The 14,595-nt window shown below is 43.8% G+C and carries 10 protein-coding genes; 8 read left to right on the forward strand and 2 right to left on the reverse strand.

The features are described 5' to 3' along the window. Positions 1–66 precede the first annotated feature (66 nt). Positions 67–519, reverse strand: a complete 453-nt coding sequence (gigD, locus tag ADA42_RS05665; protein ID WP_048764016.1) for an Lrp/AsnC family transcriptional regulator GigD — start codon at positions 517–519, stop codon at positions 67–69. 147 nt (positions 520–666) lie between these two features. On the opposite strand from gigD, the gene kynU reads away from it, so the two are divergent. The 6 genes from kynU to ADA42_RS05695 all read left to right on the forward strand — a co-directional run bounded on the left by kynU (position 667) and on the right by ADA42_RS05695 (position 9,749). Further along, positions 667–1,917 (forward strand): kynureninase, encoded by a 1,251-nt coding sequence (gene kynU, locus ADA42_RS05670; protein WP_048764018.1) that lies wholly within the window; start codon positions 667–669, stop codon positions 1,915–1,917. 38 nt (positions 1,918–1,955) lie between these two features. Continuing rightward, positions 1,956–3,368: an amino acid permease gene (locus tag ADA42_RS05675; protein WP_048764020.1), complete on the forward strand. Its 1,413-nt coding sequence runs from the start codon at positions 1,956–1,958 to the stop codon at positions 3,366–3,368. An 8-nt stretch (positions 3,369–3,376) separates the two neighbouring features. Next, entirely contained in the window at positions 3,377–4,126 is a 750-nt protein-coding gene (locus ADA42_RS05680) for an alpha/beta hydrolase (RefSeq protein WP_048764022.1), read from the forward strand. Positions 4,127–4,474: 348 nt separating this feature from the next. Further along, entirely contained in the window at positions 4,475–7,054 is a 2,580-nt protein-coding gene (gene clpB, locus ADA42_RS05685) for an ATP-dependent chaperone ClpB (protein ID WP_048764024.1), read from the forward strand. A gap of 241 nt (positions 7,055–7,295) precedes the next feature. Further along, the gene (gene ilvD, locus ADA42_RS05690; protein ID WP_048764026.1) at positions 7,296–9,125 is read left to right on the forward strand and encodes a dihydroxy-acid dehydratase; all 1,830 of its coding nucleotides are present in this window, start codon (positions 7,296–7,298) and stop codon (positions 9,123–9,125) included. A gap of 195 nt (positions 9,126–9,320) precedes the next feature. Beyond that, positions 9,321–9,749 carry a hypothetical protein gene (locus tag ADA42_RS05695; RefSeq protein ID WP_048764027.1) on the forward strand — a complete coding sequence of 143 codons (429 nt, stop codon included), beginning with the start codon at positions 9,321–9,323 and terminating at the stop codon, positions 9,747–9,749. Between the two features lie 26 nt (positions 9,750–9,775). On the opposite strand, the gene rlmKL is transcribed toward ADA42_RS05695, so the two are convergent. After that, the gene (gene rlmKL, locus ADA42_RS05700; protein ID WP_048764029.1) at positions 9,776–11,980 is read right to left on the reverse strand and encodes a bifunctional 23S rRNA (guanine(2069)-N(7))-methyltransferase RlmK/23S rRNA (guanine(2445)-N(2))-methyltransferase RlmL; all 2,205 of its coding nucleotides are present in this window, start codon (positions 11,978–11,980) and stop codon (positions 9,776–9,778) included. 300 nt (positions 11,981–12,280) lie between these two features. Between rlmKL and ADA42_RS05705 the strand changes: the two genes are divergently transcribed. Both ADA42_RS05705 and ADA42_RS05710 read left to right on the forward strand, forming a co-directional pair. Continuing rightward, positions 12,281–13,297, forward strand: a complete 1,017-nt coding sequence (locus tag ADA42_RS05705) for an aspartate carbamoyltransferase catalytic subunit (RefSeq protein ID WP_004936609.1) — start codon at positions 12,281–12,283, stop codon at positions 13,295–13,297. A gap of 10 nt (positions 13,298–13,307) precedes the next feature. After that, entirely contained in the window at positions 13,308–14,543 is a 1,236-nt protein-coding gene (locus tag ADA42_RS05710; RefSeq protein WP_048764031.1) for a dihydroorotase, read from the forward strand. Positions 14,544–14,595: the final 52 nt, after the last annotated feature.

Here is a 14,595-nt window from a genome sequence, read left to right on the forward strand (position 1 = left end):
CAGTGATAAGAAATGCTGACCTTAAGTCAGCTTTTTTATGCTTTTTGATGTTGTAGCTCGACCACTCTAGATCGGATTTTTCTGAATGACTTTGTCGAGAATGATCTTTGAGTTGATGCTCATGATTCCCTTGATCTTATTGAGCTTATTGATGATAAATTGAGAAAAGTCTGTCAGATCCTTAGTGGCCACATGTAGTACATAATTGGCGTCGCCAGTAATAATGTAGGCATGAATGACTTCATCACATTGATCGATTTGCTTTAAAAATGCTTTATGCTCCTGCTCGGTCAATTGAGCCAGTTTGATTTCCACAATCGCTTCAATTTTAATGCCCAATTTCTGATAATTGAGTTTTGCCTGATACTTTTCAATAATTCCACTAGATTCTAAAATTTTTACCCGCCGATGACATGCCGATGCCGAAAGATGAACCAGATCAGCCAGTTCTTGATGGCTTAATCGTGCATTATCTCGTAATAATCCCAGTATTTTTAAATCGATTGTGTCTAAATTCATGTTCGAATCACGTCCTTATAAATTCGTTATTTCTCGGATAATATCCTAAAATTTGAAATTTATGCTGATAATTATCGAATAAAATGAAAAAAACGCCGTGCTAGAATCGAATAATAAACGAACAGCTACATACGGATGAACCACTCAATGATTACCTTGGAACAATGTTTATATTGGGATCAAGAAGATGAACTGAAACATCTTCGTAATGAATTTGCGCTGCCAGAAGGTGTGATTTATCTCGACGGTAATTCGCTAGGTGCACGGCCAAAAAAAGCCTTGAGCTATGCCGATCATGTTATTCGCCAGCAGTGGGGTGAAGATTTAATCAATAGCTGGAACAAGGCCGACTGGTGGGGCCTTCCAACACGACTTGGCAATAAACTGGGGCAGCTCATCGGCGCGAATCAAGATGAAACGGTGGTGTCGGACTCCACAACGCTGAATCTATTTAAGGTGTTATCTGCGGCAGTCAAAATACAGGCAGAGCAGCATCCTGAACGTAAATTAATTGTGGCAGAAAAAGAATCCTTCCCAACGGATATTTATATCATTGAAGGATTTATCGATCTGATCAACCAAGGATATCGCATTGAATTAATTGATGGTGTGACGGGTTTAGATCAAATACTCAGCACTGATGTGGCCGTAGTGGTGCTGTCTCATGTCAATTATCGAACTGGTTATTTGTATGATATGGCCGAGATCAATCAGAAAATACATACAAATAACGCATTGGTGATCTGGGATTTGTGTCATTCGGTGGGTGCGGTTCCAATGGCGTTAAATGAGACCAACAGTGATTTTGCGATTGGTTGCACCTATAAATATTTAAATGGAGGCCCGGGTTCGCCCGCTTTTTTATGGGTTAATCCAAAGCATTTGCAAAAATTCTGGCAACCACTGTCGGGTTGGTGGGGGCATCAAAAACCTTTTGATATGGCACAGCATTATGAGCCAGCCAACAATATCCGTCGTTATTTATGTGGTACACAGCCGATTATCTCCATGAGCCTGATTGAATGTGGACTGGATATTTTCTTAAAAACCAATCTAGAAAAAATTCGTGAGAAATCCTTAAAGCTCACCGATTTATTTATGCGCATCATGCAGCAAGAATGTGCTGCTTATGGATTTGAGCTGGTGACACCAACCGAGCATGCCGAACGTGGCAGCCATGTCAGTTATCGACATGCACATGGTTATGAAATTATTCAGGCGCTGATTGCGCGAGGGGTGATCGGCGATTACCGCGAACCTGAAGTACTGCGCTTTGGAGTTACGCCGTTGTATGTGGGCTTTGAAGATATCTGGCAAGCGGTGCAGCAGCTCAAACAGATCATGCAAAACAACGAATGGAAAAATGAACAATATTTGGTGCGGGCAGCAGTGACCTGATGGTCACCTCTATATGACGCGCAGGCCAGGAGGGCCTTATGGATAGTTTTGAAAAAATTCAATCTCGTGAAGCGGGACTACACAAGAAATTGACCGCAAAACAAATGGCCATGATTGCAATTGGAGGTGCGATTGGTACAGGGCTATTTATGGGCAGTAAGTTTGCCATTAGCTTTGCAGGCCCGGGAGTAATTTTAAGTTATGCAATTGGTGGATTAATTGCATTTGCCTTAATGGCTTGTCTTGCCGAAATGACGGTACAACACCCGACATCGGGTTCATTTGGTGCCTATGCCGAGCATTATATGGGGCCATTGGCCGGATTTCTGGTCCGATATAGTTATTGGGCGTGTATTGTGCTGGCGGTAGGAACTGAAATTACTGCGGTTGCGGACTATATGAAAATGTGGTTTCCGCATGTTGCTTCATGGATATGGATTGTCTTCTTTTCGGGCACCTTACTTGCGGTGAATGCGTATAGCGTGAAAGCATTTGGGTTGGTGGAGTATTGGTTTTCGACCATTAAGATTTTTGCGATTGTGGTGTTTATTCTTCTCGCAATTTCCATTTTAACTCAAAGCCACAACGCAGGACATCAACTGGCGACCAATCTGATTAGTCAAGGTGGATTTATGCCCAATGGTGTTAAGGGTGTCTGGATTGGTGTCATCATTTCTATTTTTAGCTATTTAAGTATCGAAATGATCGCGGTTGCGGCAGGAGAAGCCTCAGATCCTGAAAAAGCAGTAAAATATGCCTTTAAAAGTACGGCTATTCGTTTGGTTCTGTTTTATCTGTTATCGCTGTTTTTAATTGTAGCGTTGGTGCCATGGACAGCACTGATCGCAAAAGATGCTACCAGCCCTTTTGTGATGGTCATGAAAATTGTGGGCATTCCGTTTGCCGACAGTATTCTCAACTTTATTGTGATTGTTGCGGCGCTTTCGGCTATGAATAGTATGCTGTATATCTCCACTAGAATGCTGTTTAGCTTATCGCGTGCTGGAGATGCCCCAAAACTATTTGGAAAGATTAGTTCTCAAGGGGTGCCATTCAATGCCTTGATGCTCTCTGCAATGGGAATTGGGGTAGCCAGCGTCGTGTATACACTCAATCCTGCGTCTGCATTTCCGATCATGATTGCATTATCGATGTTTGGTGCACTCTTTACTTGGGGCAGTATTTTCGTTACGCATCTTTTTTTCAGGGCACGTTTGAGTAAAAGCAATACTGCATTGAAATATCGTATTCCGATGAGCCGTATGATTGCTTGGTTTGGTTTGCTTAGTATATGCAGTATTACGCTCACAACTTGGTTTACCCAAGAGTTTAAATCCACTTTACAGTTCGGATTACCCTTTATATTGGTACTGGTGTGTTTTTATTATTTCAAACCAAATCCTGCGCGGATGAACCTTCCGCATAAAGAAAATTCGATTGAAAAACTCTGAATGATGCCATGAACAGACCTTACGACAATGCCACAACAGTGCCGAGTGAAGCCGCCATTTTGGCGGATTTTCAAAACCGAAGTAAGCGGGTGTATCGGCACTATGTGCATATGGCCGATATTCGCTATGCCAATTCGCCTCGGGCGATAATGGATGTATTTCCTGTAAAACAGGCGCAAAAAACCGTTATTTTTGTTCATGGTGGCTACTGGCAGTGGTGTGAAAAGTCTGATTTTGCTTTTATTGTGCCAGCGCTACATGAGCAAAATATACAGTGTGTATTGTTGGAATATGCATTGGCACCACTTGTGCTGGTCGATTTGATGATTGAACAAGTTCATCAAGCGCTAGACTTTATACAACATCAAGACTGGATTACTGAACACGTTGTAGTGGTGGGACACTCTGCTGGCGCTCACCTGACAGCTATGAACCTGACGCATCCACTCGTACAAAAAGCTGTTCTACTCAGTGGTTTGTATGATCTGCGGCCTCTATGCGATACGCATCTGAATCAGGCGCTTCAGTTAAGTCTGGATGACGCCGAGCGCTTGAGTCCAGTAGTACATACGCTCTCGCATGATACTCCTTGCGAATTGTATTGTGGTGCAGATGAGCTTCAGGAGATTAAATGGCAAAGCGAGCAGTTTTATCATGCTCTAAAAGGGTTGAATCAAATCCGTGTCGAACTGCATCTGCTCAAGGATGTTAATCATTACAGCATCTTAGATGCCTATTTTAGGCATATCGCTACTTAGCTCTTTAATTTAAAACATAGATGTTAAAACATATGCCAAGCCACAGATCATCTGCCAATATCAAAAGCATAACATGATGATACAAGGCGCCTGAATCGGATGAAGTATGATTACCTTTAAGATTCGGGTATTTTTTAAAGTCTGATCATTGTATTTTGAAAGCGAAGTTAACAAAAACAGCATCGGTATTCACTTGAAATTTTTTAGAAAAGCACCCATATTAAAACCAACTTATATGAATTAAGTTTTGAATATAAGATAATGAAAAATATGAGAATTTATTTGAAATTTTAAAAAACGTTCCCATGTATTAGTCAAGTAGCAAATTGATGATGAGGAATAACAAGAATGCGTTTTGAGAAATTTACCAATCGCCTCCAGCAGGCACTTTCGGATGCGCAATCATTGGCAACCGGTCGAGATCATACCTCGATTGATTCACTGCACATTCTTTCGGTATTGATGGATGAGCCATCAAACCTGAGCCTGTTACAGCAGTCGGGTGCCAGATTACCTGAAATTAAACAAAAACTTGAACAGGCGCTCAAGGATGCGCCGACCATTAGTAATCCCACTGGTGATGTCAATCTGAATCCAGATGCGGTTAAGGTACTTAATTTGGCCGATCGACACGCACAAAAAGCGGGTGATGAATTTTTATCGACGGATTGGGTATTGCTTGCTTTAACTGAAACTGGCAGCACTAAAAGCTTATTGCAAAGTACGGGTGTGACCACAGAGGCACTTCGTAAAGTAATTGAATCTATTCGAGGTAATGACAAAGTCATGAGCAATAATCATGAAGATCAGCGTGACTCATTAAATAAATATACCATTGATCTGACCGAACGTGCTTTGGCGGGGAAACTTGATCCTGTGATTGGGCGAGACGATGAAATTCGTCGTACCATTCAGGTATTGTCGCGTCGTACCAAAAACAACCCCGTACTGATCGGTGAGCCGGGCGTAGGTAAAACTGCCATCGTTGAAGGTTTGGCGCAACGAATCGTTAATGGTGAAGTACCCGAGAGCTTGAAAAATAAGCGCGTATTGTCGCTCGATCTTGGATCATTGCTTGCAGGTGCCAAATACCGCGGTGAGTTTGAAGAGCGCTTAAAAGCGGTCTTGAATGATTTGGCCAAACAAGATGGCCAAGTGATTTTGTTTATTGATGAACTCCACACGCTGGTGGGCGCGGGTAAAACCGATGGTGCCATGGATGCAGGCAACATGCTCAAACCTGCCTTGGCACGCGGCGAGTTACGCTGTGTGGGTGCCACAACGCTAGATGAGTATCGTCAATACATTGAAAAAGATGCTGCGCTTGAGCGTCGTTTCCAAAAAGTACTGGTCGATGAACCGAGTGTGGAAGACACCATTGCCATTTTACGTGGGTTAAAAGAACGCTACGAAGTTCACCACGGGGTCAAAATTCTCGACTCGGCGATTATTGCAGCGGCAAAAATGTCACATCGCTATATCACCGACCGTCAACTGCCAGATAAAGCGATTGATCTGATTGATGAGGCTGCTTCACGAATCAAGATGGAGCTGGATTCAAAACCAGAAGCACTTGATCGTTTGGAGCGCCGTATCATTCAGTTGAAAATGCAACTTGAAGCCGTGAAAAAGGACGAAGATCAGGGCAGTAAAACTGAAGTTCGTTACCTAGAAGAGCAGATTGCCAGTGTCGAGAAAGAATATAACGACATGGAAGAGATCTGGCGTGCAGAAAAAGCCCTAGTAGAAGGGACAAAAGATGCACAGGTGAAACTCGATCAGGCGCGGATTGCATTTGAAAAAGCACAACGTGAAGGTGATTTGGCAGAAGCTGCGCGTTTACAGTATGGTGTCATTCCTGAACTGCAAAAGCAGCTCGAGCAAGATGAAGTGGTTGAAGAAAGTGAAGAGCCGAAACTACTGCGTAATAAAGTTACCGACAACGAAATTGCAGAAGTGGTGAGCGCCGCCACAGGCATTCCAGTGTCAAAAATGTTACAAGGTGAACGCGAGAAATTGCTGCAAATGGAAACATTTTTGCACAATCGCGTGGTGGGGCAAGATGAAGCTGTCATTGCAGTGTCGAATGCTGTACGTCGTTCACGTGCTGGCTTGTCAGATCCTAACCGTCCGAGTGGCTCGTTCTTGTTCCTTGGGCCAACGGGTGTAGGTAAAACCGAGCTCACCAAAGCATTGGCAAACTTTTTGTTTGATAGTGACGACGCCATGATCCGTATCGACATGAGCGAATTCATGGAAAAACACTCGGTGAGCCGTTTGGTTGGTGCACCTCCGGGCTATGTCGGCTATGAAGAAGGCGGCGTATTAACCGAAGCTGTCCGCCGTAAACCATATAGTGTGGTGCTGTTGGACGAGGTCGAAAAAGCACATCCAGATGTGTTTAATATCTTGCTGCAAGTGCTCGATGACGGTCGTTTGACCGACTCTCAAGGGCGTGTGGTCGATTTTAAAAACACGGTGATCGTGATGACATCAAACCTCGGTTCACAAGATGTACGTGAGCTCGGCGATGGTGCAACCGATGAAGAGGTTCGTGCAGTGGTGATGTCGGCGGTGAGTCAGCACTTCCGTCCAGAGTTTATTAACCGGATTGACGAGCTGGTGGTGTTTCATGCGCTACAAAAATCGCAAATTCGCGGTATTGCAGATATCCAGCTTGATCGTTTACGTGCCCGTTTGGCTGAGCGTGATATTGGACTGACTGTCGATGACGATGCCTTTGATATCCTGATCGATGCAGGCTTTGATCCAGTCTATGGAGCGCGTCCGCTTAAACGTGCTATTCAGCAACAGGTTGAAAACTCACTGGCTCAGAAAATACTGGCCGGCGAATTCCAGGCGGGAGATAACATTGTGATTAAAGGCGATCAGGGTGATCTACATTTTGATAAGCTCAAACTTAGCTAATCACTTTTAAAGCTTAAAAAAAGAGAACATGTTCGCATGTTCTCTTTTTTATTATTCATCTTTTCTTGTTTACTTCATGAGCAAAAGTCATATAAAAAAGATCGCCTTAAGGCTCTTCAGTTAAAAACAAGTTGTAGTATGATGTCACATTATTTCGGCTGGTTATCTTTTACGTAACAGTCTCATTCAGCCAGAGAGAATGCAGTATTCTTCTCAAGCTCAACTTGTTGGAAACACCTAAATGCCTGATTATCGTTCTAAAACATCGACACATGGAAGAAATATGGCTGGTGCACGTGGATTATGGCGTGCAACAGGAATGAAGGATGAGGATTTTGGAAAACCGATTATTGCTGTCGTCAACTCATTCACTCAGTTTGTACCCGGTCATGTTCATTTAAAAGATTTGGGTCAGATGGTGGCAGAGCAGATTCAGGCGGCTGGTGGTGTAGCAAAAGAGTTTAATACCATTGCCGTAGATGATGGTATTGCCATGGGACATGACGGCATGCTGTATTCGTTGCCATCACGTGATCTGATCGCAGACTCAGTTGAGTATATGGTCAATGCACACTGCGCTGATGCAATGGTCTGTATTTCGAACTGTGACAAAATCACACCGGGAATGCTCATGGCAGCAATGCGCCTGAACATTCCAGTCGTCTTTGTGTCTGGTGGACCGATGGAAGCGGGTAAAGTGAAATTCCGCGGCAATGAAAAAGCCATTGATCTGGTTGATGCCATGGTAGTCGCAGCCGATGAAAGCTATACAGATGAAGAAGTCGAAGCGTTTGAACGTTCTGCTTGCCCAACATGTGGTTCGTGCTCGGGAATGTTCACAGCAAATTCAATGAACTGCTTAACAGAAGCACTTGGTTTGTCTTTGCCTGGTAACGGGTCGATTGTGGCAACGCATGCCAACCGTAAAAAGTTATTCTTAAAAGCTGGCGAGCTTATTGTGAGCCTGGCAAAACGCTATTACGAACAAAATGATAGTCGTATTTTACCGCGTTCAATTGCAACTAAAGCGGCTTATGAAAATGCCATGACGCTCGATATCGCAATGGGTGGTTCGACCAATACAGTTTTGCATTTGTTGGCGGCAGCAAGTGAAGCAGAAGTGGATTTTACCATGAACGATATCGATCGTTTGTCACGTAAAGTGCCAGTACTCTGTAAGGTTGCACCAGCAAAACAAGATGTACATATGGAAGATGTTCACCGTGCGGGTGGGATTATGTCGATTTTGGGCGAGCTTGATCGTGCCAAATTACTCGATACCACTGTCAGTACCGTACACGAAGAAACTTTACAGGATGCGTTGAATAAGTGGGACATCATCCGTACTGAAGATGCTGAAGTATATGAATTTTTCCGTTCTTCACCGGGCGGTGTTCCTACTCAAGTGGCCTTCTCACAAAACCGTTACTATTCTACACTCGATGGTGACCGTGAAAACGGTGTGATCCGTAATGCTGAACACGCTTTTTCTAAAGATGGCGGTTTGGCAGTATTGTATGGCAACATTGCATTAGATGGTTGTATTGTAAAAACTGCAGGTGTCGACGAATCGATCTTAAAATTTAACGGTACGGCACGTGTGTTTGAAAGTCAGGATGCGGCTGTCGAAGCGATCTTGGGTAATGAAATCAAAGCAGGCGATGTGGTAGTCATTCGTTACGAAGGTCCACGCGGTGGTCCGGGTATGCAGGAAATGCTGTATCCAACCAGTTACCTTAAATCGAAAGGATTAGGTAAAGACTGTGCACTGATTACAGATGGTCGTTTCTCTGGTGGTTCGTCAGGCTTGTCGATTGGGCACATTTCACCAGAAGCGGCAGAAGGCGGTGCGATTGGTTTGGTAGAAGATGGCGATTTGATCGAAATCGATATTCCAAACCGTAGCATGCATCTTAAAGTAGACGACGAAACGCTTGCGGCACGTCGTAAAGTGCAAGATGAAAAAGGCTGGAAGCCAGTGGAAGAGCGTAAGCGTAAAGTATCGAAAGCATTAAAAGTTTATGCAATGCATACCACCAGTGCTGCCAAAGGTGCGGTACGTATCTTGTAATTTTTCTTCATCGTAGCAATTTTTAAACGTGCGATGACATAAGAAATTTAAAACCCAAAGTATCGTGTGCTTTGGGTTTTTTTAATGCCGATGATCAGCTTAAAGGCGTTGAATCTTGCGGATTAGACCAAAAGTTGTTAGCTTAAACAAAGAATAAAAATTATACCGAGACATCATAACAAGGAATGCAATCAAATGAACATGTTAATGAAACAGCTCGTGCTTTGCTCACTAGGCATGCTCTCGGGTATGGTTTATGCAGCAGCACCGCTTAACGATGCAGTACTTGCAGAACAGGCTAGTCAATCTTCTTCAGTCACACCAGAGCTGGTCGATGCCGTGAAGCAAGATGTGCAACAGCCCGTAACAGTTCAACAGCAACAAAATCGAAAACGCGCAGAAGAATATAGTCGTGAGCGAAAAAAACAAAATATTCAATCTGTAGCATTGTCGCCACATGAAGAACAAAAGAAAACGGTCGATGCGACACAGTCCGGAAAGCTGGTCTATAACCCGATTCCTGTCGTAAGAAATACATCTGCCGATTCATCCCTCAATCCACTTTTATTTCGTGGCGCAGATGTGGCAGGTGCAAGAGGAGATGTGAGCGTCACGGTGCGTTAAGTCACCTGACGCTCACGCAGTTTAGATTAACCCATGTGCGGATGTTGAATTTTCCATGCACGATGAATTTTTTGATTGCGTTTGAAATCTAGACCGATGGTATCGTTGGTGATTTCCTGTGCATAAAAGACAGCTTCGATCTCTTCATCCAATTCAAAGCCACGATAGTTATTTGAAAAGTACAACGTACCTTCTGGGCTTAAACGGTTCATGGCACGTTTTAATAATGACACATGGTCACGTTGCACATCGAACGTCCCATAAAACTTCTTAGAGTTTGAGAAGGTCGGCGGGTCGATAAAAATCAGGTCATATTGCTCATGACCCTCTTTGAGCCATTCAAAACAGTCACTGGCAAAGAACATATGCTGTTCGTCTGCATGGTCAACAGTGAGTCCGTTGAGTACAAAGTTTTCTTTTGACCAGTTGATGTAGGTATTCGATAGATCGACACTGGTAGTACTGGCTGCGCCACCCAAGGCAGCATGCAAGCTGGCTGTCGAGGTATAGCTAAACAAGTTGAGGAAGTGCTTACCACGGGCTTCATTCGCAATGCGTAAACGCATCTGACGATGGTCGAGGAAAAGTCCGGTGTCGAGGTAATCTGTCAAGTTCACCAAAATTTTGGCTTTGCCTTCTTGTACGACAAAACGTTTAGACGCGGTACTTTGTTTGGTGTACTGGTTTTTTCCTTCCTGACGTGCGCGTGTTTTGATAAATACGGCATCACGAGGTAAACCAGTAACTGCACGAATCGCAGCCAAAGCTAAATTAAAGCGTTTCTTGGCTTTTTCTGGGTCGATGGTTTTGGGTGGTGCATATTCCTGAACATGCAGGCGATCACCATACAAATCGACTGCGACGTTAAAGTCTGGAAGATCGGCATCATATAAACGCAAGCAATACACTTGTTCCTTCACTGCCCATTTTTTCAAAGCCGCCATGTTTTTTTGCAAGCGATTCGCAAAATCTTGTGCACCCTCAACTTCAACAGGGTCTGCATGCCAATTGGTTAAAAACGGTTGGCTATTGCTTAATGGCTTGATCTGACCAAAACGAATGTAAATTGGCAATTTACCATTCATCAGACGTAGTGTTTCAGGCTCACTAAGCGCCAGTACATCGGCTTGCTCAACTTGAGCAGCAATCACTGCGGTGTGCTGGTTTGGAAAATATTGTTGTAGCAGGGCAGACAAACCGAGATATAAAGCACGATTCGATGCTTTATCACCTAGACGCTCGCCATATGGCGGGTTTGTCACAATAAACGCAGTTTTGTTTTCAGCATCGAATGCAGGCCAGTCGGCTAAGGTACGTTCTTCAATCTGAATCTGATCTAGAAGCTGTTCAAATCCGGCAGCGACAATATTTTGACGAGTGGCTTTTACGGCCTCCCAGTCGGCATCGTAGGCAAAGAATTTCGGTAATGGTTGCGCCAAACCTGCTTCATGTCGCTCAGTGGCTTCGGCTTTAAGCGATAACCATAAATCGCGGTCATGGCCATGCCAGCCATTAAATCCAAAGCGGCGCACCAAGCCTGGGGCACGGTCGGTTAAAATCATCAGTGATTCGATGATAAACGTACCCGAACCACACATTGGGTCTAAAATCAGATCAGGATTCAGCGTTTTTAACTGCGCTTTTTGCAAAATTGCAGCAGCGAGGTTTTCTTTGATTGGCGCGTCGGTCATATAACGACGATAGCCGCGTTTATGCAGGGAGTCGCCTGAAAGATCGAGGCAGTAGGTATGTTCGGTTTTACCTGCCAAAACAAACAAGGTAATTTCTGGTTGTTTGGTATCGATGCTCGGACGTCGCCCAACTGCTTCCATAAAGGAATCAACCACGCCGTCTTTTACACGTAAAGTGGCAAACTGTGAATTTACTTTAATTTCGCGTTCGACATGCAAACGGATTGCAAAGGTGCTTTGCGGTGCAAAGATAAGTGACCAGTCAAAACTTATCGCACCTTCATATAGCTCCTCTGCAACATCACGTGCATCGTGAGTATGTTCAAGTTCAAAGGTATGAATGGGTTTAAGAACGCGTGAGGCCAAACGCGACCACATACAGATACGATAGGCTTGCTCTAAAGTGCCTTGGAGAATTAAACGGCCTGCAAAACGCTCAGTTTTCTCAATACCTAAACCTTGTAATTCTTGTTGAAGTAAGGTTTCCAGTCCATCCGCACAGGTTACCCAATATGTAGAAAGACGTTGTGATGAGTTCATTCAATTTCCCAAAAGCAGCAAAAGCAATCGGTTATTTTAGCGTATTTTGTGCCTTAAAACTTGGTCTTTAAATTCGAAATCCTCTTTTTTATTCAAATGTTGATCATCTTGATTTTACATTTTTAAAATACATAATTCTAAAAAATAGAAAACAAATTTTATTATGATTTATTAGGTACTTATTTTTATTGTATTTCTTTTCATAATTGATCTAGAAAACAACAATTGCCAAAAACAGCATCTGCCTGTGGTGAAAAAATATCTGTATAATGCCTTAACTTAACGTATAAGGAATCTCTCATGCATCTGGCAGCTTTGCATTCTCCGAGTCAGATTCAGCTCAACCAGCAGGGCAATTTGAAGCACTTCCTGACCATCGAAGGTCTGTCTAAAGAAACTCTTACAAAAATCCTCGACACCGCGCAATCCTTTTTCAATGATCAAAATCAACTGATTACCACACCTTTACTTGAAGGGCGCACGGTAATGAACCTGTTTTTTGAAAACTCAACTCGGACACGCACCACATTTGAAGCCGCAGCAAAGCGTTTGTCTGCCAATGTACTGAATATCGATATTGCACGTTCAAGCACCTCAAAAGGTGAGACGCTACGCGATACGCTTTGGAACCTTGAAGCCATGGCAGCGGATATTTTTGTGGTACGTCACTCGTCTTCGGGTGCTGCACATTTTATTGCCAAAGATGTATGTCCGAATATTGCGATTATCAATGCAGGTGATGGGCGTCATGCACATCCAACGCAGGCAATGCTCGATATGCTGACCATTCGCCGTGAAACCAAAAAACCGTTTGAAGATTTAAAAGTCGCAATTATTGGCGATATTAAACACTCGCGTGTTGCACGATCAGATATTGCGGCTTTACAAACTCTGGGATGTCGTGACATTCGCGTGATTGCGCCAAATACACTACTGCCTGTTGGATTCGATGAATATGGCGATCATGTGCGTTTATTCAATAAAATGGATGATGGCGTAAAAGATTGTGATGTGATTATTGCATTACGTATTCAAAATGAGCGAATCGATTCGCCAGCGCTGTCATCTCAGGCAGAATTTTATCGTATGTATGGTCTGAATCAAGAGCGCTTGGCTCTTGCTCAACCAGATTGTATCGTGATGCATCCAGGGCCAATGAACCGCGGTGTAGAAATTGATTCTGCGATTGCAGATGGACCACAATCCGTGATTCTGAATCAGGTGACTAACGGAATTGCTGTGCGTATGGCCGTACTGGCGTTGGCCATGCAAGGTCAGGCACAAGCACAAGGTTTAATTGAAGCAATCGCAAACTAAGGGTCTATTCATGAGTAATGTAAAACTTGAAAATGTTCGTTTGTTAGATCCTGTCGCGCAAATTGATGTTATAACAACGGTATATCTTCAAAACGGACAGCGTGTCGATTCGCTTGATCAGATCGATGAGCAGATTGATGCTCAGGGCAAATGGTTAATGCCGACCATGGTGGATTTATGTGCGCGCGTTCGAGAGCCAGGTCAGCAGCAACACGGCACGCTAAAATCCGAAGGTAAAGCGGCACGTGAAAACGGTATTCTCCATGTGATCACGCCGCCAGACTCTCAGCCGATCGTACAAGATAACGGTGCGTTAATTCATGGTCTAATTGAAAAAGCATGGACTGATGGCAAGTTTCATTTGCATATTATTGGCGCACAAACCCAAGGGTTATTGGGACGTCAGCCAGCCAATATGGCAGCACTTAAAAAAGGTGGATGTACAGCAGTTTCAAATGCCAATGCTGCATTTGAAAACGATGACGTGGTGATTCGGACCTTAGAATATGCAGCCGGTTTAGGTTTGACGGTGGTGTTCTATCCTGAAGAACCACAGATTGCCAAAGATGGTTGTGTGCATGAAGGATTTATTGCATCTCGCCAAGGCCTGCCGATGATTCCTGTCATTGCAGAAACCATTGCAATTGCCAAATACTTAATCATGATTGAAGCGACCGGAGTGCGTGCGCATTTTGGATTATTATCTTCAGCACAGTCGATTGAGCTGATCCGTGCGGCTAAAGCAAAAGGTCTGCCTGTCACGGCAGATGTGGCGATGCATCAATTACATTTAACCGAAGCGTTAATTGATGGGTTTAATACTTTAGCGCACGTAAGACCGCCACTTCGCTCGGAAGCAGATAAAGTAGCCTTACGTGACGCACTTAAATCAGGCGTGATTGACGCGATTTGTACACATCACGAGCCACTGAGTAGCTCAGCAAAAATGATGCCATTCGCTGAAACCTTACCCGGTATTAGTGCATTTGATACCTATATCGCTTTGGGTGTGCAACTCATTCAAGAGGGGCTGTTTGAACCTCTGGAATGGGTAGAGAAAGTGACTGTAGCACCGGCACGCGTAGCCAATATGCAAGAGCGCTGGTTAAATGAAAAAGGCTGGGTATTGGTTGATCCAGCGCTTGAGTGGAAAGTTGATAAAACCACCATTTTATCGCAGGGTAAAAATACGCCGTTGCTCAATCAAAATCTAACTGGAAAAGTAGTTCAGACCTTTCTACCTTAGATATAGGTTTGATTCATATACAAGATCATAAAAAAGGGCGATTGATTCGTCC

This window comes from Acinetobacter sp. 243_ASPC, from assembly GCF_001054715.1.
Lineage (GTDB): Bacteria > Pseudomonadota > Gammaproteobacteria > Pseudomonadales > Moraxellaceae > Acinetobacter > Acinetobacter soli.

Bases quoted from the DNA above. Each gene is read 5' to 3' on its own strand.
- ADA42_RS05695 (WP_048764027.1), top strand. From the start codon at position 9,321: ATGAACATGTTAATGAAACAGCTCGTGCTTTGCTCACTAGGCATGCTC.
- kynU (WP_048764018.1), top strand. From the start codon at position 667: ATGATTACCTTGGAACAATGTTTATATTGGGATCAAGAAGATGAACTG.
- ADA42_RS05705 (WP_004936609.1), top strand. From the start codon at position 12,281: ATGCATCTGGCAGCTTTGCATTCTCCGAGTCAGATTCAGCTCAACCAG.
- rlmKL (WP_048764029.1), bottom strand. From the start codon at position 11,980: ATGAACTCATCACAACGTCTTTCTACATATTGGGTAACCTGTGCGGAT.
- gigD (WP_048764016.1), bottom strand. From the start codon at position 519: ATGAATTTAGACACAATCGATTTAAAAATACTGGGATTATTACGAGAT.
- clpB (WP_048764024.1), top strand. From the start codon at position 4,475: ATGCGTTTTGAGAAATTTACCAATCGCCTCCAGCAGGCACTTTCGGAT.
- ADA42_RS05710 (WP_048764031.1), top strand. From the start codon at position 13,308: ATGAGTAATGTAAAACTTGAAAATGTTCGTTTGTTAGATCCTGTCGCG.
- ADA42_RS05675 (WP_048764020.1), top strand. From the start codon at position 1,956: ATGGATAGTTTTGAAAAAATTCAATCTCGTGAAGCGGGACTACACAAG.
- ADA42_RS05680 (WP_048764022.1), top strand. From the start codon at position 3,377: ATGAACAGACCTTACGACAATGCCACAACAGTGCCGAGTGAAGCCGCC.
- ilvD (WP_048764026.1), top strand. From the start codon at position 7,296: ATGCCTGATTATCGTTCTAAAACATCGACACATGGAAGAAATATGGCT.